Source organism: Streptomyces sp. NPDC029159 (assembly GCF_055564055.1).
On record NZ_JBVHWT010000012.1, the window covers coordinates 202441 to 225551 of the forward strand.

Below are 23111 nucleotides of genomic sequence, written 5' to 3' on the forward strand. Positions count from 1 at the left end.
CTACGCGGGCCGGTCCAGCCCCTCGGCCAGCACCTCCGCGAGATGGCGCCCGGGCCGTTCCCCCAGCTGGGCGAGTTGGGTGCGGCAGGAGAACCCGTCGGCGACGACCTCCGCGCCGTCCGGGGCGTCCCGTACGGCGGGCAGCAGTTGTTCCTCGGCGCAGGCGACGGAGACGTCCCAGTGGCCGTCCTCGAAGCCGAAGTTCCCGGCCAGCCCGCAGCAGCCGCCGCTGAGCGTCCCGGTCAGGCCGGCCTTCTCGCGCAGCCGCCGGTCGGCCGCGTCACCGAGGACGGCGTGCTGGTGGCAGTGGGTCTGCCCGACGACCGGCCGGTCCAGGCGCGGCGGCCGCCAGTCGGGGGCCCGCTCCTCCAGCACCTCGGCGAAGGTCCGTACGGACGCGGCGAGCGCGGCGGCCCGCGGATCGTCCGGCAGCAGCTCCGGCAGATCGGTGCGGAGGGTGGCGGCGCAGCTCGGTTCGAGGACGACGAGCGGGTGGCCGCCGGCCCGATCCATCCGGTCCAGGGTCCGGCGCATCACCTTCCGGGCGGTGTCGAGCTGCCCGGTCGACACATACGTCAGCCCGCAGCAGACGCCGGGCCCCGGCATCGCGATCTGCTGCCCGGCGGCCTCCAGCACCCGGACGGCGGACCGGCCGACCTGCGGCGCGAGGTAGTTGGTGAAGGTGTCGGGCCAGAGCACGACGGTCCGCGCGGCGGCCGGCGGGGCGGTCCGCCCCCGGCTGCGGTGGGCGAACCACCGGGTGAACGGTTCCGTCGCCAGCTCCGGGATCTCGCGCTGCGGGGCGATGCCGCCCAGGCGTTTGCCGAGGGCGGCGAGCGGGGTCCGCGCCGCCGCGTTGAACAGCGGCGCGAGCGGCGCGGCGGCCCGCAGCCAGCCCGGCAGCCGCCCCATGCTGTAGTGCGCGGCGGGCCGCACCCGCCCCGCGTAGTGGTGGTGCAGGAACTCCGCCTTGTACGTGGCCATGTCCACGCCGACCGGGCAGTCGCTGCGGCACCCCTTGCACGACAGGCACAGATCGAGCGCCTCGCGCACCTCAGGCGACCGCCAGCCGTCCGTGACGACCTCCCCGGCCAGCATCTCGTGCAGCAGCCGCGCCCGCCCCCGGGTGGAGTGCCGCTCCTCCCGGGTCGCCCGGAACGACGGGCACATCACCTCGGACGAGCCCGGGGCGACGTGCTCCGTACGGCACCGGGCGACGCCCACGCACCGGCGCACGGCGGCCGAGAAGTCCCCGCCGTCGTGCGGATACCCGAACTCCACCGGCACCGGGCGGCGCGGCAGCACGTCGAACCGCAGGTTCTGGTCGATCCGCGCGGGCCGCACCAGCATCCCCGGGTTGAGCCCGTCCGCCGGATCCCAGAGCGCCTTGAACTCCTCGAAGACGCCGACGAGTTCGCTTCCGTACATCCGCGGCAGCAGCTCGGCCCGCGCCTGCCCGTCCCCGTGCTCGCCGGAGAGCGACCCGCCGTGCGCGACGACGAGGTCCGCGAGCTCGACGGAGAACTCCCGGAAGCGGCGGATGCCCGGCGCACTCAGCAGATCGAAATCGATCCGGACGTGGATGCACCCGTCCCCGAAGTGGCCGTACGGGGTGCCGCGCAGCCCGTGCTGGGCCAGGAGCGCCCGGAATTCCCGCAGGTAGGGCCCGAGCCGCGCGGGCGGCACCGCACAGTCCTCCCACCCGGGCCACGCTTCACTGCCATCAGCGGTCCGCGTCGCGGTGCCGGACGCGTCCTCCCGCACCCGCCACAGGGCGCGCTGCCCGGCCGGGTCGGCGACGACGGTGTGCCCGGTGGTCTCCCCGCCCGCCGCCCGGCAGATCTCCTCGGCCCGCGCGGCGGCCTCGGCGGCGCTCGCCCCGCCCGTCTCGACGAACAGCCACGCACCGCCCCTGGGCAGCCCGGCGGCGTCGCGCACCAGGTCGGCGGCCATCCCCTCGACGGTCAGCGGCCCGTACGGCAACAGCGTGTGGGCGGCCTCGGCGGCGCCGGACTCGTCCGCGTACCCGAGCACCGCCAGCGCCCGCGCGGCCGGCGCCTCGACCAGCCGCACGGTCGCCTCGGTCAGCACCCCGAGCGTGCCCTCGCTGCCGGTCAGCGCCCGCGCCAGATCGGTCCCGTTCTCGGGCAGCAGCGCATCGAGCGCATAGCCGGAGATCCGCCGCGGCAGCTCCGGGTAGCCGGTCCGCAGCAGGGCCAACTCCCGTCCGACGAGGCCCCGCACACCGTCGGCGAGGCGGGGCGGCAACCCGGTCGGCGCGCCCGTCGCGTCCGCGCCCCGCCCGGCGCGCACCTCCTCCCCGCCGTACGTCAGCAGCCGCAGCTCCTCGACGTTGTCGGCGGTGGTGCCCCAGGCGACCGAATGCGACCCGCACGCGTTGTTCCCGATCATGCCGCCGACGGTGCACCGGCTGTGCGTGGACGGGTCCGGCCCGAACGTCAGCCCGTGCCGCGCCGCGGCGGCCCGCAGGTCGTCGCAGATCACCCCCGGCTCGACGGTGGCGGTCCGCGTCTCCGGGTCGATGTCGCCGATCCCCCGCAGATGCCGCGTGAAGTCGAGCACGACGCCGACCCCGGTCGCCTGCCCGGCGATGCTGGTCCCGCCGCCCCGCGGCACGACCGGCACCCCCCGCTCCCGGCAGACCCGCAACACCTCCGCCACATCCCCCGCGTCCCGCGGCGCCACCACCGCCTCCGGCACCCGCCGGTAATTCGACGCGTCCATCGTCACCAGCGCCCGCTCGGCGGAGGCTCCGGAGACCTCTCCCCGCACCACCGCCGCCAACTCCCGCACCAGGTCCTGCCGCTGTCTCTCCGCACGTTCAGCCATGGGGGCAGCCTGCCCAGGGGGAGGCTGATTCGCGCGTTACGGCGTGGCCGGGTGGGGCGGATGGGGGACGCCGGGCCGCCGGGCCGCCGGGATCCTGAGCCGCCGGGTGGCTGAGCACCGGCCGCCCAGGGCCGGGCCGCCCCTCGCTCAGCGGGCAACAGGCAGCACCGTGACCGCCACAGCCGTTCGCCTCCGGTTGCACTCATGCCCGGCCGAACAGCCGTCAGCAAGCGCAGTGGATGGACCCGATCGGCGCCGTCAACGGGTCGGCGGCCCGCTGCTCAACGCCGTTCGCACCCTCGACGGGGAGTCCTTCGCGGATCCAGTACTCGATCCCGCCTCGGGGCTCACGTCGGCGGAGTAGCCGGAGATGTGTCGAGGGACGGGCCGTGCCGCGGCCACCGAGGCTCGGTCGGGCGCCAAGCAAACCGGGCAACGGGCCGACGATCACGCCATCCCCGGTGGCCCCGGCGGCCCCGGCGGCGTGCCCCGGAGGGTGGCCAGGCGTCGCTTGTATTCCTCTTCGTCGATCTCGCCGCGGGCGTAACGCTCGGCGAGGATCTGTTCGGCGCTGGGCTCACGGGGAGTGCCGGACGAGGGCCGGGGGCCCCAGGTGGGGTGGCCGTCGCCGGGTGGGCCGGGGCGCCGGGAGAAGGCGCGGAAGAGCAGAACGGCGACGATGACGATCACTATCCAGAACAGGAAGTGGCCGACCAGCATCCATGGCCACAGCCCGCCGCCGTGTCCGTACCAGTACCCCATCGCGGTTCACTTCCCCACGTAGTGGCTGCTCACAGCGGGCGCCCGTAGGTGTCCTCCCTTCCATGGTCCCTCCGGGAGGCGGGGGCGGAAAGCGCCGACGGCCCCGGTCGGGCCCGGTCAGCGCCGCTCCGCCGCCTTCCGCCTCGACGGCCGATCGTCGCGATCCGCGTCCCCCTCCGGATCATCGCCCCCGGTGGCCGCGCTCTCGCGGCGCGGCGGGGTGTCCTCCTCCTCGTCGTCGCCCTCGTCGCGGGGATCGTCATGGGGCACCGACTTCTGTTTGACGCCCTGACCGTTCTCCACCCGCTGGTCGATCGCGCCGCCACCCCCGTCGTGGTCGCTGCCGGCCGTGCCCTTGCTCAGCGGGGCCAGGATGTTGAGGGTGCGGTCGACCTCCAGCCAGGAGTCGGCGTTGGAGTTGTCGATCGTGAGGAGGGAAGGGCCGTGGTGGGTCTCCATCCCGCCGTCGGGGGCGTCGGCCGCGGCCGGGGCGGCGGCCCACGGCACCCCGCAGCAGGCGCCGACCGCGACGGCCACGGCCGCCCCCGCCTTCCGGAACGGCCCTGCTCCCGGTGGCTTCCGCCGCCTGCGGCCACTCGCTTCCCGCACTTCTGATCTCCGTCCGCTCATGTCGTTCACTTCCGCTGCCGCCTCTCCGGTTACGGGCCCGAGTGGTGCTGCGCGCTCGGCCACGGCCATCGGGCCCGGCGTCCCGGGGCCGTCAGACGCGTACGGCCGTCCGTCGCGGAGCGTGATGCCGGCTGATGTTCTTCTCCAGCAATTCCGTGGAGCCCTGTACGCCGATCGCGCCGGGTCCGGCGAATTCCGGCAGCCGTCCGTCGGAATTCTGGATGGATTCGAGGGCGGCATCGATGGCGGTGTGCGCGGCGAAAAGGCAGGGCGTGCTGTAGATGGCGACCTGGCAGCCCAGATCGGCGAGTTCGGAGAGGGAGAGGCGAGGGGATTTTCCGCCGGCGATCTGGTTGAAGAGCAGCGGTTTGTCGCCGATGACCTTGCGGATGCGGCGGATCCATTCGACGCTGCGGACGCCGTCGACGAGGACCACGTCCGCGTCGGTCTCGGCGAGCGCGGCGGCGCGGCGCAGGATGTCGGACTCCTCCGTCGCGTCGGTGCGGGCGACGACCAGCATGTCCTGCCTGCTCTCCAGCACCAGGTTCAGCTTCTCCAGGTACGCGTCGAGCGGGAGGACCAGCTTGCCGTCGGCGTGCCCGCAGCGGCGCGGGCGCATCTGGTCCTCCAGGATGACGCCGGAGGCGCCGCCGCGCTCCAGGCGCTGCACCACGTGGCAGGCGACCTCGGGGTCCACGTATCCGTCGTCGATGTCGACCAGCAGATGGTGGGAGGAAAAGGCCAGCCGCAGCCTTTCGACGAAGGCGACCATGTCGGGCCAGGCGATGAATCCGATGTCGGGCAGCCCGTAATGCGAGGCGGCGAAGCCGAATCCGGAGACGAAGAAACCGTTGTACCGGGGCGCCGCGATGGACGCCGAGTACATGTCGTAGACGCCGATGAGCGGGGTCGTTCCGGGGGATCGGATTTCCTCGCGCAGCGCACTTCCGTACGTCATGGAGTGCGTCATGGAGTGCGTCGCGGGGGCCGTCACAGGGTCCGTCATGGGGGCCTCATTTCAGGGGGACGGGAATATCGCTCCTCCCCGGCGCCCGGCGTTCCACGGGCACGGCAAAGGGAGGCGTCATGGCGAAAGGAAGGGGAGCCCGCGCTCCGTGCGGGGCCCTACAGAACTTTGCAAACTTTGCCCGTTGATTGCCTTGCGACACGCGAGTCGAGCCACCGTTCCGCCCTCCCGGGTGAAGCCTTTTCCCCCAGGTCAACACGGGAAACGAACCGTCACTCCCGCCAACGGCGACACCACGCCGACCACTCCACCGAAACCCGGGACCGACGGGAATCCTTGTTCTCTCTTTACTCCTCCATTACCGAAGCTCGGCCGCACGCCCCACCCACAAGCGGGACGGCTCATCTCACCGGGTGGACGGGGCGTCGGGCCCGCATCGGGGACGGATTAGGCTGCCTGCGTGGCTGATATCCAGATTCCCGCTGACATCAAGCCCGCCGACGGACGCTTCGGCGCGGGCCCCTCCAAGGTGCGGACGGAGGCGCTGGCCGCGCTGGCCGCCACCGGTTCCTCCCTGCTCGGTACCTCCCACCGCCAGGCCCCGGTCAAGAACCTGGTCGGTTCGGTGCGCGACGGCGTACGCGAGCTGTTCCAGCTCCCCGAGGGCTACGAGGTGATCCTCGGCAACGGCGGCTCCACCGCCTTCTGGGACATCGCGACCCACGGCCTGATCGAGAACAAGTCGCAGCACCTCACCTTCGGCGAGTTCTCCTCGAAGTTCGCCAAGGCCGCCAAGCTGGCGCCGTGGCTCGCGGAGCCCACCGTCATCGCGTCCGACCCCGGCACCCACCCCGAGCCGCAGGCCGAGGCGGGTACCGACGTCTACGCGCTGACCCACAACGAGACCTCCACCGGTGTCGCCGCCCCGATCAAGCGGGTCGCGGGCGCCGACGAGGGCGCGCTGGTCCTGGTCGACGCCACCTCCGGCGCGGGCGGTCTGCCCGTCGACATCGCCGAGAGCGACGTCTACTACTTCGCGCCGCAGAAGTCCTTCGCCTCCGACGGCGGCCTGTGGATCGCGGCCTTCTCCCCCGCCGCGCTGGAGCGCGCCCGCGCCATCCACGCCTCGGGGCGGCACATCCCGGAGTTCTTCTCGCTGCCGACGGCGATCGACAACTCCCTGAAGAACCAGACGTACAACACCCCGGCGCTGGCCACCCTCTTCCTGCTCAACGAGCAGCTGGAGTGGATCAACGGCCAGGGCGGTCTGGAGTGGTCCACGGGCCGCACCGCCGCCTCCTCCGCGGCGCTCTACGGCTGGGCCGAGAAGTCGTCGTACGCCACCCCGTTCGTCACCGACCCGGCGAAGCGTTCGCAGGTCATCGGCACCATCGACTTCGACGAGTCGATCGACGCCGCCGCGGTCGCCAAGGCGCTGCGCGCCAACGGCATCGTCGACACCGAGCCGTACCGCAAGCTCGGCCGCAACCAGCTGCGCATCGCGATGTTCCCGGCCGTCGACCCGGCGGACGTCGAGGCGCTGACGGTCTGCATCGACCACGTCATCGGCAAGCTCTGACCCTCCCGGGCCCGGCCGTACGGCGGCCGCGCCCGGAGCGGTACGACGCCGCGGCCCCCGGATCCCGCCCGGATCCGGGGGCCGCGCCGCGTCCGGACCGCCGGCCGCCCGAACGGCCCCGTCCCCACGGGCCGAACGCCGCCGCCTGTGCCTCCATGGGAGGTATGAGCACTCCACCCACCGACCCCGACCTCGCCTCCTTCGTACACCAGGGCGCGGTGCTGCTCACCACCTTCAAGCGGGACGGCACGGGTGTCGGCACCCCGGTCAACCTCTCCGTCGACGGGGACCACGCCTACTTCCGTACGCATGGCAAGGCGGCGAAGGTCAAGCGGATGCGGAACTTCCCCGATGTGGAGATCTGCTGCTCCACCTGGCGCGGCCGCCCCACCGGCCCCACCTACCGGGCGCGGGTGCGGCTGCTCGACCCGGCGACCCGCGAGTACCGCCGCGCCGGCCGCAGCCTGACCCGCAAGTACCCGCTGCTGCACGGCCTGTTCGTCCCCCTCGCCCACCGCATCGTGCGCGACACCACGCTCCACTACGAACTGCGGCTGACCGGCCTGAAGGAACCCGAGGCCAGGGATTCCGACCTCGCGGCGGAGGAACGGTGGGACGACGAGGGCGGGGCGCTGTAGCGCTCGGGCCCGCCCGCGGCCTGGGCCTCGTACGGCGGTGAACGCACCGGATGCCGGCACCGACGGGGGGCGGTGCCGGCATCCGGCGGAGAGGGCCCCGGTCGCCATCCGCCGCCGGAACCGGGAAGGGGAGGTCCGGTGCCGGGGCGGGTGGCCCGGGGCCGTAGGCCGGCTCAAGGGGGCAGGCATCCCCTTGAGCCGAGTCCGTGGGCCGGGCCCGAAGGCCCGAGGGCGGGGCCCGGTCGGGCCCCGGGGTCAGCTGCCGCTGCCCGATTCGAGGGCGGAGACCAGGAACTCGTTGCCGCAGACCCGCAGGCCGTCGGCGGCCCGGGCGGTCATCTTGATCTTCGAGCCCGGCGCGTACACCTGGACCAGCGACGCGTCCTTCCAGCAACCGCCGTCCTTGAGACCGTCGTTGATGGTGTGCAGCACGGTGTGCGCGGAACCGCCCGGGGCGAGGGTCACGGAGCTGCCCGCGCCGCCCTCGCGGTCGGCGGGGTGGCCGAGGGACGAGCCGTCCTTGGCGAGCAGGGCGACGCCCGGGTAGCCGCGCAGGGTGCAGCTCTTCTTACCGGTGTTGGTGAACGACAGCGGGTAGCGGATGTTGCCGGCGCCCGTGTCGCTCTGCCCCAGCTCCAGCCGGAGGACATCGGCCTCGCAGCGGTCGCTCGCGTTGTCCTGCGAGGCGGCCGCCGCGGCCGCCCGGGCCGCCGCCGCACCGGAGCCGCCGGAGGAACCGCCGGTCGAGCCACCGGAGGTACCGCCGGACGCACCCGAGCCGCCGGTGGTGGCCGAGGCGCCGGACTTCGCGTCATCGGCGCCCTGACCGTCCGCGGAGGACGCCTGGCCGCCCGAGGAGTCGGATGCCTGGGAGGAGGACTTACCGGCCGCGTCGGCGCCGCCGTCCGAGTTGTCGCACGCGGTCAGGCCGAAGGCGGCGACCGCGGCGAGCGCGAGAGCGGCGGTGGTACGGACCGGACGGAGAAGGGTGCGGTGCGACATGAGGCTGCGTTCCTTTGCCATGGGGGCGGCCTGCCCGGAGCGCCGGGCCGTGGGGTTCGACTCCTCCAAGGTGCGCCCTCGCGTTGGCGTCCCGCTAACGCGCGACTAACACCTCACGGAAGCCCCGCCGGTGATCGTCCATATACCCCCGGACCTGCGCTTTCGCCCCCACCGTCCACCTTCACCCCATCCGTCGCACAAGCCACCGCATCCCACCGCATCACCACGTCAACCACCCACCCCGGCAGGGGCATTCCGCTCCGCGCGCACCTGCTTCCGCTCCACAATCCCCCGGACAGACGATCGATGTCTCCGTACGATCGCCCGCATGGCACTGCGACTGGTGAACGTGAACATCAAGGCACGCGACGAGGTGGCACTCGGCAAGTTCTGGGCGGAGGCGCTCGGCTGGGGCCTCGAAAGCGAGGGCCCCGGTGTGACCAACGTGTACCCCGAGGAACTCAACTGGCCCACCCCCGAGGCTCTTTGCATCGACACCGTCAGGGTCCCGGACCCCGAAACGGTCCGGTACCGCGTCCACATCGACCTCGCCACCACCTCCGCGGACCACCAGACGGAACTGGTCGCACGCCTGAAGGAGCTCGGCGCCACGCCCGCCGATGTGGGCCAGGGCGACGTCCCGTGGACCGTCCTCGCCGACCCCGAAGGCAATGTGTTCTGCGTGCTGGAGCCCCGGGAAATCTACCGGGACACCGGCCCGATCGCCGCGGTCGTGGTCGACTGCGCCGATCCGCGCGCCATGGCCCGCTTCTGGGACGAGGCGCTGGACTGGACCCTGCACGAACTGACCGACGACCACGCACGGTTCCGCTCCGCCAAGGGCGTCGGCCCGTACCTGGAGTTCCTCCGCACCCCCGACACGAGGAACGTACGGAGCCGCGCCCATCTCGACGTCATGCCGTACCGCGGCGAGGACGAGGAGACGGAGGCGGCCCGCCTCCAGACCCTGGGCGCCGCCCCCGCCGACATCGGCCAGGGCGACACCCCCTGGAAGGTCCTGGCAGACATCGAAGGCAACCAGTTCTGCATCCTGGGGGCGCCGCGCTGAGGGGACTTCCGGCCGCGAGTGCGGGGCTCGCGTGCCGCCCCCTCACCCCTTCCGCCGGAACACCCTCCGCAACCCCGTCACCACCACCGTCGCCAGGACGAACACCAGGCCCACCTTGACCAGGGCGGGGCTGAGCGTCGCCTCGTCCCCGGTGGTGCCGGAGCCGTCCTTGGTGGCGTGGTCCGCGTCCTTGCCCGCCGCCGATTCGGGGAGTTGTTCGCCGCTCAGGCCGACCGGTTCGACGGGGCTGTTCTCGCCCTCCGAGCCGAACATCAGGGTGCGGCCGTCGGGGGTGAAGCTCACCGATTCGCCCTGTTGCTGGACGGGGACGCCGACGCTGCCGAGGTCCTTGGGGCGGTTGTCCCGCCAGGCGTACATGCGGGCGCCGAAGTAGCTGCGGAGGATCAGCCGGGTGCCGTCGGGGGAGAACGAGCCGTCGGTGACCCACAGGTCGATCGGGGCGACCTTGCGGAAGACGTTCGTACCGGAGGCCGACAGGTGCTCGGGGGCGGCGTAGAGCGCACCTCCGCCACCCTGCTTCTTGCTGGCGATGTAGACCCGGCCGGTCTTCGGGTGGACCATCAGCGCCTCGGCGTCGCGCGGGCCGTCGTCGTACTTCACCACGAACTGCGTGGCGGTGACGGTCTGGTCGCGCAGTTGCTTCGGCTCCGGGAAGCGGTAGATCCAGACGTGGTCCCACGTGCCGCCGAGGTTGTCGCCGATGTCGCCGACGTAGATGTTGCCGTCCGGGCCCAGCGAGATCGCCTCGACGTCGCGGGGGTCGCCGATGCCGCGGAGGGTGACGGTGGCGACGGTGCGGCCGGTGCGGGAGTCGACGGCGTAGACGTACGGGCCGTCGTCGCTGTCGTTGTGGGTCCAGTAGACGCCGGGGTGGGTGCGGCTGGCTATCAGGCCGCTGGACTCGGTGATCCGGTGGTCGCTGATCCGGAAGCCGTCCGGCTCGTCGGCGGCCGCGGGTGCGACGGCCGTACTCATCAAAAGCCCCGCGGCACCGGCCGCGCACAGAAGCGAACGCATGTGCTCAGAGTGCCATCCCGCGCTCCCGCGGGGGACGGCCTGTGGACAACCCCGGACGGGCACCGGGTGCGGAACGGCGCCCCGGGCCGCCGCGGGCACGCCGTAGGAGCGCCCCGTGCGCGCCCCGCGTGGGCAGGGTCACGTACCGCCCGGTAATGGCGTCGGAGATCATGGCGGGATGAGGATCATGCCCGTCGGTGACTCGATGACCATCGGCAGCTGCGGTGACTTCACCTGGCGTTACCGCCTGTGGCAGCACCTGCACGCCACTCACGACGGGCCGTTCCGGCTGGTCGGGCCGCGCGAGGCGCTGCACGACACCGCCACCGACGCCGCCACCTCGCAGCGCTACGGCGACCCGGCCTTCCCGCCGGACGCCCGCCGTCACCTCGCCGGATGGGGCGAGGGCTGGCTGCACATGGCGCCGCTGATCGGTGACGCCGTCCGCGCCCACCGCGCCGACACCCTGCTGGTCTCCCTCGGCCTGATAGACCTCGGCTTCTACACCGACGCGGCCCAGACCGCCGCGAACGTACGGCACTTCCTGACCGCCGCCCGCCGCGCGAACCCGTGCGTCCGGGCCGTGCTGCTGCCCGTCCTCGCCAACTCCCGGGCCGCCGACGACCCGCAGTTCGCCGCGGAGTGCGCCCGTTTCAACGCCCTCCTCGCCGGGGCCGCCGCCACGCTCACCACCCCCGCCTCCCCCTTCCTCCTCGCCCCGCCCCCTGCCCCCTGGGACCTCGCCCACCACACCCACGACGGCACCCACCCCTCCCCCGCCGGTGAGCACGCCCTCGCGGCGGCGTTCGCGGGGGCGCTGCACACGGCGTGGGGCGTCGGCGGCCCGTACGCGGCGGCGCCGGCCCCGGAGTACGCGGCGGGCTGAGCCGCCACGCGCCGCCCTTCCTTGCTTCGAGCGCGCTCCAGGGCGTTGGCTGCCTCCATGGAGTACACGCAGCTCGGACGCACCGGACTCAAGGTCAGCCGTCTCGTTCTCGGCACGATGAACTTCGGCCCGCAGACCGACGAGGCCGACAGCCACGCCCTGATGGACGCCGCCCTGGACGCCGGGGTCAACTTCTTCGACACCGCCAACGTCTACGGCTGGGGTGAGAACAAGGGCCGTACGGAGGAGATCATCGGCTCGTGGTTCGCCCGGGGCGGCGGGCGCCGGGACAAGGTGGTGCTGGCCACCAAGGTCTACGGGAACATGGCCCCCGACGGCGCGCCCGCCTGGCCCAACCACGACAAGCTCTCCGCGGTGAACATCCGCCGCGCGGTCGACGCCTCGCTGCGCCGCCTGGGCACCGACCACATCGATCTGTACCAGTTCCACCACGTCGACCGGGCGACGCCCTGGGACGAGATCTGGCAGGCGATCGACGTCCTCGTCCAGCAGGGCAAGATCCTCTACGCCGGGTCCTCCAACCACGCCGGCTGGCATCTCGCGCAGGCCAACGAGGCGGCCCGGCGCCGCGGCTCGCTGGGGCTGGTCAGCGAGCAGTGCCTCTACAACCTCGCCGAGCGGCGGGCCGAGATGGAGGTGATCCCGGCGGCGGAGAGCTACGGCCTCGGCGTCGTCGCGTGGTCGCCGCTGCACGGCGGGCTGCTGGGCGGCGCGCTGCGCAAGGAGCGGGAGGGCGGCGCGGCCCGCTCCACCTCCGGACGGGCCGCCGACGCGCTCGCCGACCCGGTGATCCGCGCACAGCTGACGCGGTACGAGGACCTGCTCGCCGAGCACGGTCTGGAGCCCGGTGAGGTGGCGCTGGCCTGGCTGCTGACCCGCCCGGGCCTCACCGGCCCGATCGTCGGCCCGCGCACCCCGGAGCACCTCGCCTCGGCGCTCCGCGCCGTCGCCCTGGAGCTGCCGGAGGGCCTGCTGACCGCCCTGGACGAGATCTTCCCGGGCCCGGGCGCCTCGCCGGAGGCGTTCGCCTGGTGAGCGTCCGCCCCGGATGCGGCGGCGCGTCGTACGTCGTGTCCGGGGCGCGGCTCAGCGCAGGGCGGCCGCCACGATGACGACGACGAGCAGCAGCGCGAGCAGACCGGACATGATCCGGTTCCGGGTTTTGGGATCCACCCTGTGAGCGTACCGGGCGCGATCCGAACGTTTCAGCGACCGGCTGCCCCTAGGTGCCACTCGTCCACCGTTTCGTAGTGCGGCTGGGCGCCCGCGACGCCCGGGGCGGGCGGGTGACTGCGGATGAGGGCGAGCGAGGCGGCGGTCCAGGGGCTGCCCTCGAAGGACTCCAGCACGGCGGCGAACGGCGCGAGGCCGACCCGCGGGTCGCGGTTGCGGGCCAGGGTGAGGTGCGGGGTGAAGCCGCGGTGCCCGTCGGTGCCGGGCCCGGGGACCCCCGCCCGGCGCCCGGCGGCCGCGGCGGTGCCGGCCAGCTTCCGCATCGCCGCCAGCTCACCGTCCGCGCCCGCCCACAGCACCCGGTCGGCGAACCGTCCGCCACCGGCGATCCGCAGCCCGTACGGGGCGTGCCGCCGGGCGCCACGGGCCAGGCGTTCGCGCAGCTCGGGCAGGGTGTCATCGGGGACCTCGCCGTAGAAGGCGAGGGTGAAGTGCCAGCCGTCGTGCCCGGCCCAGCGCAGCCGTCCGGCGTCCGGCAGCGCGCGCAGCGCGTCGACCTGCCGTGCCAGCTCGGCGACGGCGGAGGCGGGCGGCAGCACCGCGGCGAAGAGTCTCACCCGGCCAGTGTCGCGCGGGCGCCGCCACCCGGAAACGGCTCCGGCCCCCGCCTCGGGAGGCGGGGGCCGGGGAACGGGCGGCCGGGTCAGGCGACCGGCAGCGGTTTGTCCGGGGAGGCGGCCGGTTCCGCGCCGTCCTCCGGGAGGGCGGCGCGGGGCACGAAGGCGACGTGCCGGTGGCCGCGGCGGAGATCTATCTTCAGCCGCAGTCCGCCCGTACGGGCCAGGATCAGACCGATGAGGACGGCGGCGAGCAGCGAGACCAGGCCGCCGGAGAGGAAGCCGATCCGGGGGCCGAAGGTGTCGGTGACCCAGCCGACGAGCGGTGCACCCAGCGGCGTACCGCCGACGAAGACCATCATGAACAGCGCCATCACCCGGCCGCGCATCAGCGGGTCGGTGGCCAGCTGGACGCTGGAGTTGGCGGTGACGTTGATCGTCAGACCGACCACGCCGATCGGCGCGAGCAGCACGGCGAAGATCCAGAACGACGGGGCGAGCGCGGCGGCCATCTCCAGGGCGCCGAAGAGGACCGCGGCGCCGACCAGCAGCCGCAGCCGCGACGACGAGCGCCGCGCGGCGAGCAGCGCACCGACCAGCGAACCGGCCGCCATCAGCGAGTTGAACAGCGCGTAGGTGCCCGGACCCTGGTGGTAGACGTGGTAGGTGAAGGCGGTCAGCCAGATCGGGAAGTTGAAGCCGAAGGTGCCGATGAAGCCGACGAGGACGATCGTCCAGATCAGCTCGGGCCGCCCGGAGACGTAGCGCAGCCCCTCCCGCAGCTGGCCCTTGCTGCGCGGCACCCGGTCGACCTTGTGCAGCTCGGCGGTGCGCATCATCAGCAGTCCGGCGATCGGCGCGGCGAACGACAGACCGTTGAGCAAGAACGCCCAACCGCTGCCGAACGCGCTGATCAGCACGCCGGCGACGGCCGGGCCGATGAGGCGGGCGGACTGGAAGTTGGCGGAGTTGAGGCTGACGGCGTTGCGCAGGTCCTCCTTGCCGACCATCTCGACGACGAACGCCTGCCGCGAGGGGTTGTCGAGGACGGTGACCAGCCCGAGCAGGAACGCGGTCAGATAGACGTGCCAGACCTGGACGGTCCCGGTGAGGGTGAGCGCGGCCAGCGCGAGGCCCGTGCCGCCCATCGCGGACTGGGTGAACAGCAGCAGCTTCCGCTTGGAGAACCGGTCGGTGAGCACGCCGCCGTAGAGCCCGAACAGGAGCATCGGCAGGAACTGGAGGGCGGTGGTGATGCCGACCGCCCCGGAGGAGCCGGTGAGGCTGAGCACCAGCCAGTCCTGGGCGATGCGCTGCATCCAGGTGCCGGTGTTGGAGACCACCTGGCCGGTGGCGAAGAGGCGGTAGTTGCGTACGCGCAGCGAGCTGAACATGCCCTTGCGCGGGGCGGCGGGTGCACTCGGGGGCGCCCCGCGCCCGGTGGCCTCGGGCGAGGTGCCGGAGGCCGTCTCGTGCGGGGTGTGCGGTGCGGGGACGGAGTCTGATCCGGATCCCGTACTCAACGTCGGTTCGCCTCCTCGGCTCGGTGTCGCTACAGCTGGGCGAGCTTCTCCAGGACCGGTGCGGCGGCGCGCAGCTTCGCCCACTCGTCGTCGTCCAGCCCGGTGGCCAGCTCGGCGAGCCAGGCGTCGCGTTTGTGGCGGCTCTCGGCGAGCATCGCCTCGGCCTGCTCGGTCTGGGTGACGACCTTCTGCCTGCGGTCGTCGGGGTGCGGCTCCAGCCGGACGAGCCCCTTTGCCTCCAGCATGGCCACGATGCGCGTCATCGACGGCGGTTGCACATGCTCCTTGCGGGCCAGCTCCCCGGGGGTGGCGTGGCCGCAGCGGGCGAGGGTGCCGAGCACCGACATCTCGGTAGGGCTCAGCGACTCGTCGACCCTCTGGTGCTTGAGGCGGCGGGAGAGGCGCATCACGGCGCCCCGCAGGGCGCTCACGGCGGCAGCGTCGTCGCCGCGGGACAGGTCCGGCATGTTTGTTAGCGTAACTCATTACCCTTTCTAAGGAAAGCCGCGCGAGACGGACGTATCCATATCACCCATACGAGTGAGTACCCGCGGGAAAACGACGCACCTGACGGGTGTCTGCGGGGACGGTGTCCTCATGGGATCGCGAGTGCTCAGCCTGCGTCTGGACGACGAACTGCTGGAGCGCATCCGGCAGCACGCGGCGAAACGCGGTATGAGCGTCCAGGACTACGTCGTCCGGATGCTCGTCCGCGAGGATTTCGACGAACGCTTCCAGTCCTCGGTCGATGCGACGGAACGTCTCGGCGGCTGGGGCGACACGGCGGCGGAAGCCGCCGACGGGTCCCCCGCGGCCCACGGCTGACGGCACCGCGCGGACCGCCCAAGCGCCCTCGGCGCGGCCCGCCCCGCTCCCCCGAAAGCCATTTGCCCCGGCGGCGGCGCCCCGCTAGCTTCGGCCGGTCGCGCGCGGGGTGCGGCCGGGAGGCGAGGAGCGCGGGCGTGACGGGGTCCAGGGAGCCGCTCGGGCGGCGGTTCAACCGGCTGTGGGCGGCGTACACCGTCAGCGCCTTCGGTACCCGGCTCGCGTTCAACGCGCTGCCGCTGACCGCCCTCCTGCTGTTGCACGCCGGGCCCTCGCAGGTGGCGGCGTTGTCGGCGGTGGGCGCCGCGGTCGGGGCGCTCGCCGCGGTGCCGCTCGGGCCCTGGGTGGAGCGGCGCCGCAAACGGCCCGTGATGATCGCGACGGACCTGGTGCGGTGCGCGGCGATGCTGAGCGTCCCCGCCGCCTACGCGCTGGGCCTCCTCGGCTTCGTACAGCTCCTGGTGGTCTCCGTCGTGGTCGGCGCCGCCGACATCGCCTTCGCCGCGGCGAGCGGCGCCTTCCTGAAGTCGCTGCTGCCGCCGGAGCAGCTGCTGCGCGCCAACGGGCGGATGGAGGCCACCACCTGGACCACCACCATGCTCGGCCCGCCGCTCGGCGGCGCCGCGGTCGGGGTGCTGGGCCCGATGCTGACGGTCACGGTGGACGCGGTCAGCTATCTGCTGTCGGCGCTGGGGCTGCGGTCGATCGGAAGCGGCGAGGCCCGGCCGGGCGACGTGCCGGGACCGCGTACGGAGGGGGCGTCCGGCGGGGACGCGGGGCGGCGGCAGGCGGACGGGAAGGGGCCGGACGCCCCGGCACCGCGCGGGCCGGAATCGAGCGGCTTCGCGCCGGACGCCCCGGGTTCCGCCGAGGCCCCGGTCCGCCCCCGGGCGCGCGCCGCCGACCTGCTCACCGGCTGGCGGTTCCTGCTGGCCGATCCGGCGCTGCGGCCGCTCTTCCTCAACAGCGTGCTGGTCAACGGCCTGATCATGGCGACCGAGCCGCTGCTGACCGTGCTCCTCGTCGACCGGCTGGGCTTCGCGCCCTGGGCGTACGGGCTGGCCTTCGCGCTGCCCTGCGCGGGCGGGCTGATCGGCTCCCGGCTGGCCCGGCCGCTCGTCGCGCGGTTCGGGCGCCGGGCGGTGCTGCTCGCCACCGGGGTGCTGCGGGTGTGCTGGCTGCCGTGGCTGGCGCTGACCGGGCCGGGGGTGGGCGGCTTCGCGCTGGTCGTCGCCGTCGAGCTGGCGATGATCTGCTGCATCGGGGTCTACACCCCGGTGCTCGTCACGTACCGGCTGGAACGGATTCCGGCGGACCGGGTGGCGCGGGTGCTTGCGGCGTGGTCGGTGACGTCGCGGGCGTCCATCGCGGCGCTGACCGCGCTGGGCGGGCTGCTCGCCGCCGCCACCGGAGAGCGGACCGCGCTGCTCGCCGCCGGGCTGCTGGCCCTGGCCACCCCGCTGCTGCTGATCGGCGCCGCCCGCACGGTGCGCGACGCGACCCCGGGCCCTCCGACATTTCCGGGGCCGGAGGTGCCGGCCCGCTGACGCGGCGGCCGGCACCTCCGGGGAGCGCTCACGTCCCGAGCAGCTGCTCGATCGGGTTGAGCAGGAAGTACACCAGGAAGCACAGGCCCACGACGTTGAGCAGCCAGGGGACCTCCCGGAAGCGGCCGGTGGCGGTGCGCAGCAGGATGAAGGCGAGCACGCCGATGCCGATGCCGTTGGTGATGCTGTAGGTGAACGGCATCGAGATCATGGTGAGGAACGCCGGGATGGCGACGGTGAAGTCGCCCCAGTCGATGTCCCGGACGTTGGACGCCATGATCAGGAAGCCGACGACGATCAGCGCGGGCGTCGCCGCCTGGGCGGGCACCACGGTCGCCAGCGGCGTGAAGACCAGCGCGAGCAGGAAGAGCCCGCCGGTGACGACGTTCGCCAGACCGGTGCGGGCGCCCTCGCCGACGCCGGCGGTGGACTCGACGAAGCAGGTGTTGGCGGAGGCGGAGCCGACGCCGCCCGCCGCGACGGCGATGCCGTCGACCATCAGGATGCGGCCCATGCCGGGCAGGGTGCCGTTCTCGTCGGTCAGCCCGGCCTCCTCGCCGACGCCGATGATGGTGCCCATCGCGTCGAAGAAGCCGGAGAGCAGCACGGTGAAGACGAAGAGGCAGCCGGTCAGCCAGCCGACCTCCCGGAAGCCGCCGAAGAGGCTGATGTGGCCGATGAGCCCGAAGTCCGGCGTGTCGACGATCTTGTCGGGGACGTTCGGGACGGCGAGTCCCCAGGCGGCGTCCGGGATGGTGGCGATGGCGTTGATGATGATCGCGACGACGGCCATGACGACCATGCCGATCAGGATCGCGCCCTTGGTCTTGCGGACCACCAGCATGAACATCAGCACCAGGCCCAGCACGAAGACCAGCACCGGCCAGCCCTTGAGCTGACCGCCCTGGCCCAGACCCATCGGCACGGTGGTGTGCGCGGCGTCCGGGTTGCGGCTGACGAAGCCGGCGTCGACCAGGCCGATCAGCGAGATGAACATGCCGATGCCGATGGCGATGGCGCGCCGCAGCCCCGGCGGGATGGCGTCCATGACGCGCTGCCGCAGACCGGAGGCGACGAGGATCATCAGCACCAGACCGGCGAGGACGACCATGCCCATCGCGTCCGGCCAGCTCATCTTGGGGGCGAGCTGGAGGGAGACGACGGCGTTGATGCCCAGGCCCGCGGCGATGGCGATCGGGACGTTGCCGACGACGCCCATCAGGACGGTGCTCAGACCGGCCATCAGGGCGGTGGCGGTGACCAGCTGCCCGTTGTCGAGGTGGTGGCCGTATTTGTCGACGCCCGCGCCGAGGATGATCGGGTTCAGCACGATGATGTAGGCCATCGCGAAGAAGGTCGCCAGGCCGCCGCGGAGTTCGCGGCCCACCGTCGAGCCCCGCTGGGAGATCTTGAAGAAGCGGTCGAGCCCGTTCTTGGGCGGGTGACCTGGGCTCCGAAGAGCATTTTCGACCGGTGTGGTGGCCGAGGACGACATGGGCGGGACCTCAGTGGTACGGGCCTGGGAAAGGCGCGGGGGATCGGCCCGGGTGATCCCGGGACGGGGGCACGGACAGCAACTTTCCTGATCAGTTTGGAGCAATCAACGATTCAAACCAGTCAGATCCGGAAGAGTTCAGTATGAATAAACAATTCGTTGATCGCTATCTTCGCGCGTAGACCTCTGCGTCACACGGCCGCCCCACGCCTGCCGGAACCCCGCCACGGCCGGGCGCGGGCCCGTCCGGTGGCCCCCGTAAGCTGGGGTCCATGTGGAAGAAGTCCGAACTGCGCGCGGCTCCGGCGCCGCTTGAGGGGCCGGTCGTCGGCACGATCACCGGCGGCACCATCATCTGGTTCGTCCTCTTCCTCGGCCAGTTGCCCTTCTATCCGCTCTTCGCCCGGAACCACCACGCCTGGTGGGTGTGGACCTGCCTGGCCGGCGGCTGCCTCGGCTGCCTCGGCATCTGGTACGTCCGCAAGCGGGACGCCGCCATCAAGCGCGCCGCCGAGGCGGCCACCGAGGCCACCCCCGACACCGCCTGACCCACCGCACCGCCCACCCCCGGCGGGTGCGCCGCGCCCCGCCCCCGTACCGTCGAACCATGACGCAGTGGGCGAAACCCGGCGGTGGTCCGGAATCGGACAGCAGCAGCTCCGGAGGGCCGGACGGCGCGAGCGCCGGTGCGGCGCCGGGGAGCGACGGCGGGCCACCCGCGCATCCGGGGCTGAGCGCCGCCGAGGTCGCCGAGCGGGTCGCCCGCGGCGAGGTCAACGACGTACCGGTGCGCTCCTCGCGCTCGGTGCCGGACATCGTGCGGGCCAACGTCTTCACCCGCTTCAACGCCATCATCGGCGTCCTCTTCGTGATCATCCTGATCGTCGGGCCGATCCAGGACGGGCTGTTCGGCTTCGTCATCATCGCCAACACCGGCATCGGCATCTTCCAGGAGCTGCGCGCCAAGCGGACGCTCGACAACCTCGCGGTGGTCGGGGAGGCGAAGCCGACCGTCCGGCGGGACGGGCGGGCCGCCCCGCTCTCCACCTCGGCGGTGGTCCTCGACGACGTCATCGAGCTGGGCCCCGGGGACAAGGTCGTCGTGGACGGCACCGTCCTGGAGGCGGACGGCATGGAGGTCGACGAATCGCTGCTGACCGGCGAGGCGGACCCGGTACTGAAGCAGCCCGGGGACCCGATGATGTCCGGCAGCTTCGTGGTGGCCGGCGGCGGGGCGTTCCGCGCGACCCGGGTCGGCCGTGAGGCGTACGCGGCGCAGCTCGCCGAGGAGGCCAGCCGCTTCACCCTCGTCCACTCCGAGCTGCGGACCGGCATCAGCCAGATCCTCCGCTATGTGACGTGGATGATGATCCCGACCGCGCTCGGGCTGATCCTCAGCCACCTCTTCACCCTGCACATGGCGGGCGACGACGCGGTGCGGCGGATGGTCGCCGGGATCGTGCCGATGGTGCCCGAGGGGCTGGTGCTGCTGACGTCGGTGGCGTTCGCGATCGGGGTGATCCGGCTGGGCCGTAAGCAGTGCCTGGTGCAGGAGCTGCCGGCGATCGAGGGGCTGGCCCGGGTCGACGTCGTCTGTCTGGACAAGACCGGGACGCTCACCGAGGGCGGTATGGACGTCAGCGCGCTGCGGCCGCTGAACGGCGCCGACGAGGGGCGGCTGCGGCAGATCCTCGGCGCGCTCGGCGGCGCCGACCCGCGGCCGAACGCCTCGCTGCTCGCCCTCATCGAGGCGTTCCCCGAACAGGACGGCTGGCGGTGCGCCGCGACGCTGCCGTTCTCGTCCGCCCGCAAGTACAGCGGCGCGGTCCTCGACGACCCCGCGGGCGGCCGTACGACCTGGCTGCTGGGCGCCCCCGATGTGCTGCTGCCGCCCGGCGATCCGGCGCTCGCCGAGACCGAGGAGCTGAACGCCGAGGGGCTGCGGGTACTGCTGCTGGCCCGCAGCGCGCGGGAGCTGGACGATCCGGCGCTCGCCCGGGACGTGGAGGCGGCGGCGCTGGTGGCGCTGGAGCAGCGGGTGCGGCCGGACGCCGGGGCGACGCTGGCGTACTTCGCCGAGCAGGACGTGGCCGCCAAGGTCATCTCGGGCGACAACGCGGTGTCGGTCGGCGCGGTCGCCGGGCGGCTGGGGCTGCCGGGGGCGGCGGCGCCGGTGGATGCGCGGGAGCTGCCCGACGCACCGGAGTCGATGGCCTCGGCGGTCGAGGACGGCACGGTCTTCGGCCGGGTCACCCCGCGGCAGAAGCGGGACATGGTCGCCGCCCTCCAGTCGCGCGGCCACCATGTCGCGATGACCGGCGACGGCGTCAACGACGTGCTGGCGCTGAAGGACGCGGACATCGGCGTCGCGATGGGCGCCGGTTCGGAGGCGACGCGGGCGGTGGCGCAGATCGTGCTGCTCGACAACAGCTTCGCCACGCTGCCGTCGGTGGTCGCCGAGGGCCGCCGGGTGATCGGCAACATCACCCGGGTCGCCACCCTCTTCCTGACGAAGACGGTCTACTCGGTGCTGCTGGCGCTCCTGGTGGCCTGCTGGCAGATCCCGTACCCGTATCTGCCGCGCCATCTGACGCTGCTGTCGACGCTGACCATCGGCGTCCCGGCGTTCTTCCTGGCGCTGGCGCCGAACAAGGAGCGGGCGCGGCCGCACTTCGTCCGCCGGGTGATGCGGTACGCGGTGCCGTCCGGGCTGATCACCGGCGTCGCCGCATTCGTGACGTATCTGCTGGCGCGCCACCACTACACCGGGCCCGACGCGCTGTCCGCCGAGACCAGCGCGGCGACGCTGACGCTCTTCCTCACCGCGATGTGGGTGCTGGCGATCATCGCCCGCCCCTACACCTGGTGGCGGATCGCGCTGGTCGCGACGATGGGCGGGGCCTTCCTGATCGTGCTGGCCGTGCCGTGGCTCCAGCACTTCTTCGCGCTGCGGCTGGTGGGCACGGTCCTGCCGTGGACGGCGGTGGGCATCGCGGTGGTCGCCGGGCTCACGCTGGAGATCGTCTGGCGGCGGCTGGGGCGGACGATGCCGTGAGGGCGGGCGGGCCCGGGCCGGTGTCTTCCGGGCGCCGGCCCGCCCCGCTCCCCCGGCGTCCGGCTCACCGGCTCAGTCCTGCTGGACGACGTCCTCGCCCGGCCCGCCCGACAGCCGGTCCCGGCCCGGGCCGCCGTACAGGTGGTCGTTGCCGCTGTTGCCGTACAGGATGTCGTCGCCCGCGCCGCCGTTGAGGATGTCGTCGCCGGGACCGCCGTACAGCCTGTCGTCGCCGTCGCCGCCGGAGAGGTTCTGGTCGCCGGGGCCGCCCTTGAGGACGTCGTCGCCGGGGCCGCCCTCCGCGAACGCGGAGCCGCCGTTCACCTCGATCGTGTCGCGGCCCGCACCGCCGAGGGCGATGGCCGCCTCCCCCGCCGTGATCCGGTCGTCGCCCGCGCCACCGACGACCGTGCTGCCGTCGGCGGCGCCGGTGGTCGTCGCGGTGTCGTTGCCGTCGCCGAGCAGGATGCGGTTGAAGTAGTACGTCTCCCCCGCGGTGTTGGCCAGAGCGACCCGGTCGTCGCGGTCGCCGAGGTCCATCGTCAGCGCGGCGTAGGGGCTCTGGCTCTCGACGGTCTCGACCGTGCAGCGGACCTTCGTGGGGTCGGCGGCGTCCGGGTGGGTGCAGCCGTGACCTGCGGTGACGGGCACGCGGTCGTCGATCAGGTAGGTGAGGTGGGTGTGGTCGGACCCCTCGTACGTCTCGGTGACGGTGACCTCGTTGGCCTGGCCCGGGGCCGCGGTGTAGGCGAGTTCCCGGCCGTTGTCGGCCACGGCGGCGGTGGCCTGCGGTGCGGCGGCGACGGCGCTCGGGGCGGTGGCCCCGGCGGCGAGGACGAGGGCGAGGGCGGCCGCGGCGCGGAGCGCCGGGCGGCCGGTGCGGGAAGAGAGCATGGCGGACACCTTCGTGAGGCGGTGGCGGGCCCACCGCGGGCATGTCCGCAGGTGTATCCGGCAGGGTTGGCGGAAGCGTGAACTCCCTTGTGCCGTATGCCCGTTCCGCGTCACAGACGTGCTACGGCGACCGGACGCGGGGACGGCGCCCCGGGGGCCGTATCAAGCGGGTCACAGTGCCCGCACGCGGCTGGCGCCCCCGCCGCCGCGCCGCCTAAGGTCCCTGCCCATGGCTTTCTCCACGGGGGACCTCACCTACGAGGTACTGGCACGGTCGCACCACTACCACCACAGCTACCACTCGTCCGGCGGCGACTCCGGGCCGATCCAGTGGTGGGGCTGGCTCCTCCTCGCGGTCGGCGCGGGTGCGCTGATCTGGGGAGCGGTCAAGAAGTTCACCGGGTGAGGCGCCGGCAGCTGGCGTAGGACGTGGGGGGGGGGGGGGGGGGGGGGGGGGGGGGGGGGGCGGGGGAGGGGGGGGGGGGGGGGGGGGGAGCCGGGGCCCGGTCGGGGCGTGCGTTGTGTAGGGGAGGCCAGGGT

21 protein-coding genes are annotated in these 23111 nt (G+C 73.1%); 10 read left to right on the forward strand and 11 right to left on the reverse strand.

The window, feature by feature from the left end:
• The 4 genes from ACZ4U4_RS23135 to ACZ4U4_RS23150 form a co-directional block, all read right to left on the reverse strand.
• On the reverse strand, positions 1-2850 hold the full coding sequence (locus ACZ4U4_RS23135; protein ID WP_467877432.1) for an FAD-binding and (Fe-S)-binding domain-containing protein: 2850 nt from the start codon (positions 2848-2850) through the stop codon (positions 1-3).
• 447 nt (positions 2851-3297) lie between these two features.
• Positions 3298-3612, reverse strand: a complete 315-nt coding sequence (locus tag ACZ4U4_RS23140; protein WP_467877434.1) for an SHOCT domain-containing protein — start codon at positions 3610-3612, stop codon at positions 3298-3300.
• 117 nt (positions 3613-3729) lie between these two features.
• Positions 3730-4149, reverse strand: coding sequence for a hypothetical protein (locus ACZ4U4_RS23145; RefSeq protein ID WP_467877437.1), 420 nt, complete (start codon positions 4147-4149; stop codon positions 3730-3732).
• Between the two features lie 184 nt (positions 4150-4333).
• Positions 4334-5200, reverse strand: coding sequence for an isocitrate lyase/PEP mutase family protein (locus ACZ4U4_RS23150; protein ID WP_467877516.1), 867 nt, complete (start codon positions 5198-5200; stop codon positions 4334-4336).
• Positions 5201-5669: 469 nt separating this feature from the next.
• Here ACZ4U4_RS23150 and serC point away from each other — a divergent pair, with 469 nt between their 5' ends.
• Together serC and ACZ4U4_RS23160 are read left to right on the forward strand one after the other, a co-directional pair.
• The gene (gene serC, locus ACZ4U4_RS23155) at positions 5670-6788 is read left to right on the forward strand and encodes a phosphoserine transaminase (RefSeq protein ID WP_467877439.1); all 1119 of its coding nucleotides are present in this window, start codon (positions 5670-5672) and stop codon (positions 6786-6788) included.
• Between the two features lie 164 nt (positions 6789-6952).
• Positions 6953-7426 carry a PPOX class F420-dependent oxidoreductase gene (locus tag ACZ4U4_RS23160; protein WP_467877441.1) on the forward strand — a complete coding sequence of 158 codons (474 nt, stop codon included), beginning with the start codon at positions 6953-6955 and terminating at the stop codon, positions 7424-7426.
• 255 nt (positions 7427-7681) lie between these two features.
• On the opposite strand, the gene ACZ4U4_RS23165 is transcribed toward ACZ4U4_RS23160, so the two are convergent.
• Positions 7682-8428 (reverse strand): DUF4232 domain-containing protein, encoded by a 747-nt coding sequence (locus ACZ4U4_RS23165; RefSeq protein ID WP_467877443.1) that lies wholly within the window; start codon positions 8426-8428, stop codon positions 7682-7684.
• A 328-nt stretch (positions 8429-8756) separates the two neighbouring features.
• Here ACZ4U4_RS23165 and ACZ4U4_RS23170 point away from each other — a divergent pair, with 328 nt between their 5' ends.
• Complete coding sequence (locus ACZ4U4_RS23170; protein ID WP_467877445.1) at positions 8757-9497, forward strand: VOC family protein; 741 nt, start codon at positions 8757-8759, stop codon at positions 9495-9497.
• 42 nt (positions 9498-9539) lie between these two features.
• On the opposite strand, the gene ACZ4U4_RS23175 is transcribed toward ACZ4U4_RS23170, so the two are convergent.
• Positions 9540-10535 (reverse strand): TolB-like translocation protein, encoded by a 996-nt coding sequence (locus tag ACZ4U4_RS23175; RefSeq protein ID WP_467877448.1) that lies wholly within the window; start codon positions 10533-10535, stop codon positions 9540-9542.
• A gap of 187 nt (positions 10536-10722) precedes the next feature.
• On the opposite strand from ACZ4U4_RS23175, the gene ACZ4U4_RS23180 reads away from it, so the two are divergent.
• Both ACZ4U4_RS23180 and ACZ4U4_RS23185 read left to right on the forward strand, forming a co-directional pair.
• Positions 10723-11421, forward strand: a complete 699-nt coding sequence (locus tag ACZ4U4_RS23180; RefSeq protein ID WP_467877519.1) for a GDSL-type esterase/lipase family protein — start codon at positions 10723-10725, stop codon at positions 11419-11421.
• A 57-nt stretch (positions 11422-11478) separates the two neighbouring features.
• A complete protein-coding gene (locus tag ACZ4U4_RS23185) occupies positions 11479-12477 on the forward strand; it encodes an aldo/keto reductase (protein WP_467877451.1) in 999 nt (332 codons plus the stop codon).
• 170 nt (positions 12478-12647) lie between these two features.
• Here ACZ4U4_RS23185 and thpR read toward each other — a convergent pair whose 3' ends face one another.
• The 3 genes from thpR to ACZ4U4_RS23200 form a co-directional block, all read right to left on the reverse strand.
• Positions 12648-13232 carry an RNA 2',3'-cyclic phosphodiesterase gene (thpR, locus tag ACZ4U4_RS23190; RefSeq protein ID WP_467877453.1) on the reverse strand — a complete coding sequence of 195 codons (585 nt, stop codon included), beginning with the start codon at positions 13230-13232 and terminating at the stop codon, positions 12648-12650.
• 86 nt (positions 13233-13318) lie between these two features.
• On the reverse strand, positions 13319-14755 hold the full coding sequence (locus ACZ4U4_RS23195; RefSeq protein ID WP_467877456.1) for an MFS transporter: 1437 nt from the start codon (positions 14753-14755) through the stop codon (positions 13319-13321).
• A gap of 29 nt (positions 14756-14784) precedes the next feature.
• Entirely contained in the window at positions 14785-15222 is a 438-nt protein-coding gene (locus ACZ4U4_RS23200) for a MarR family winged helix-turn-helix transcriptional regulator (protein ID WP_030285761.1), read from the reverse strand.
• Between the two features lie 130 nt (positions 15223-15352).
• Here ACZ4U4_RS23200 and ACZ4U4_RS23205 point away from each other — a divergent pair, with 130 nt between their 5' ends.
• Together ACZ4U4_RS23205 and ACZ4U4_RS23210 are read left to right on the forward strand one after the other, a co-directional pair.
• Entirely contained in the window at positions 15353-15580 is a 228-nt protein-coding gene (locus ACZ4U4_RS23205; protein ID WP_467877458.1) for a CopG family antitoxin, read from the forward strand.
• 137 nt (positions 15581-15717) lie between these two features.
• On the forward strand, positions 15718-17127 hold the full coding sequence (locus ACZ4U4_RS23210; RefSeq protein WP_467877461.1) for an MFS transporter: 1410 nt from the start codon (positions 15718-15720) through the stop codon (positions 17125-17127).
• Between the two features lie 28 nt (positions 17128-17155).
• Here the strand turns inward: ACZ4U4_RS23210 and ACZ4U4_RS23215 are convergent, their stop codons facing one another.
• Complete coding sequence (locus ACZ4U4_RS23215; protein WP_467877463.1) at positions 17156-18622, reverse strand: NCS2 family permease; 1467 nt, start codon at positions 18620-18622, stop codon at positions 17156-17158.
• A 272-nt stretch (positions 18623-18894) separates the two neighbouring features.
• Between ACZ4U4_RS23215 and ACZ4U4_RS23220 the strand changes: the two genes are divergently transcribed.
• Together ACZ4U4_RS23220 and ACZ4U4_RS23225 are read left to right on the forward strand one after the other, a co-directional pair.
• Positions 18895-19170, forward strand: a complete 276-nt coding sequence (locus tag ACZ4U4_RS23220; RefSeq protein WP_467877466.1) for a DUF2530 domain-containing protein — start codon at positions 18895-18897, stop codon at positions 19168-19170.
• Positions 19171-19229: 59 nt separating this feature from the next.
• Complete coding sequence (locus ACZ4U4_RS23225) at positions 19230-21677, forward strand: HAD-IC family P-type ATPase (RefSeq protein ID WP_467877468.1); 2448 nt, start codon at positions 19230-19232, stop codon at positions 21675-21677.
• A gap of 72 nt (positions 21678-21749) precedes the next feature.
• Here the strand turns inward: ACZ4U4_RS23225 and ACZ4U4_RS23230 are convergent, their stop codons facing one another.
• Entirely contained in the window at positions 21750-22571 is an 822-nt protein-coding gene (locus tag ACZ4U4_RS23230) for a calcium-binding protein (RefSeq protein ID WP_467877471.1), read from the reverse strand.
• Positions 22572-22800: 229 nt separating this feature from the next.
• Between ACZ4U4_RS23230 and ACZ4U4_RS23235 the strand changes: the two genes are divergently transcribed.
• On the forward strand, positions 22801-22977 hold the full coding sequence (locus tag ACZ4U4_RS23235; protein ID WP_467877473.1) for a hypothetical protein: 177 nt from the start codon (positions 22801-22803) through the stop codon (positions 22975-22977).
• Positions 22978-23111 lie beyond the last annotated feature (134 nt).

What these genes read in the sequence shown, in the direction of transcription:
- ACZ4U4_RS23135 (WP_467877432.1), bottom strand. Translation starts at nt 2,850, where the DNA reads ATGGCTGAACGTGCGGAGAGACAGCGGCAGGACCTGGTGCGGGAGTTG.
- ACZ4U4_RS23140 (WP_467877434.1), bottom strand. Translation starts at nt 3,612, where the DNA reads ATGGGGTACTGGTACGGACACGGCGGCGGGCTGTGGCCATGGATGCTG.
- ACZ4U4_RS23150 (WP_467877516.1), bottom strand. Translation starts at nt 5,200, where the DNA reads ATGACGTACGGAAGTGCGCTGCGCGAGGAAATCCGATCCCCCGGAACG.
- ACZ4U4_RS23160 (WP_467877441.1), top strand. Translation starts at nt 6,953, where the DNA reads ATGAGCACTCCACCCACCGACCCCGACCTCGCCTCCTTCGTACACCAG.
- ACZ4U4_RS23165 (WP_467877443.1), bottom strand. Translation starts at nt 8,428, where the DNA reads ATGTCGCACCGCACCCTTCTCCGTCCGGTCCGTACCACCGCCGCTCTC.
- ACZ4U4_RS23170 (WP_467877445.1), top strand. Translation starts at nt 8,757, where the DNA reads ATGGCACTGCGACTGGTGAACGTGAACATCAAGGCACGCGACGAGGTG.
- ACZ4U4_RS23175 (WP_467877448.1), bottom strand. Translation starts at nt 10,535, where the DNA reads ATGCGTTCGCTTCTGTGCGCGGCCGGTGCCGCGGGGCTTTTGATGAGT.
- ACZ4U4_RS23180 (WP_467877519.1), top strand. Translation starts at nt 10,723, where the DNA reads ATGCCCGTCGGTGACTCGATGACCATCGGCAGCTGCGGTGACTTCACC.
- ACZ4U4_RS23185 (WP_467877451.1), top strand. Translation starts at nt 11,479, where the DNA reads ATGGAGTACACGCAGCTCGGACGCACCGGACTCAAGGTCAGCCGTCTC.
- ACZ4U4_RS23200 (WP_030285761.1), bottom strand. Translation starts at nt 15,222, where the DNA reads ATGCCGGACCTGTCCCGCGGCGACGACGCTGCCGCCGTGAGCGCCCTG.
- ACZ4U4_RS23205 (WP_467877458.1), top strand. Translation starts at nt 15,353, where the DNA reads ATGGGATCGCGAGTGCTCAGCCTGCGTCTGGACGACGAACTGCTGGAG.
- ACZ4U4_RS23215 (WP_467877463.1), bottom strand. Translation starts at nt 18,622, where the DNA reads ATGTCGTCCTCGGCCACCACACCGGTCGAAAATGCTCTTCGGAGCCCA.
- ACZ4U4_RS23220 (WP_467877466.1), top strand. Translation starts at nt 18,895, where the DNA reads ATGTGGAAGAAGTCCGAACTGCGCGCGGCTCCGGCGCCGCTTGAGGGG.
- ACZ4U4_RS23225 (WP_467877468.1), top strand. Translation starts at nt 19,230, where the DNA reads ATGACGCAGTGGGCGAAACCCGGCGGTGGTCCGGAATCGGACAGCAGC.
- ACZ4U4_RS23230 (WP_467877471.1), bottom strand. Translation starts at nt 22,571, where the DNA reads ATGCTCTCTTCCCGCACCGGCCGCCCGGCGCTCCGCGCCGCGGCCGCC.
- ACZ4U4_RS23235 (WP_467877473.1), top strand. Translation starts at nt 22,801, where the DNA reads ATGGCTTTCTCCACGGGGGACCTCACCTACGAGGTACTGGCACGGTCG.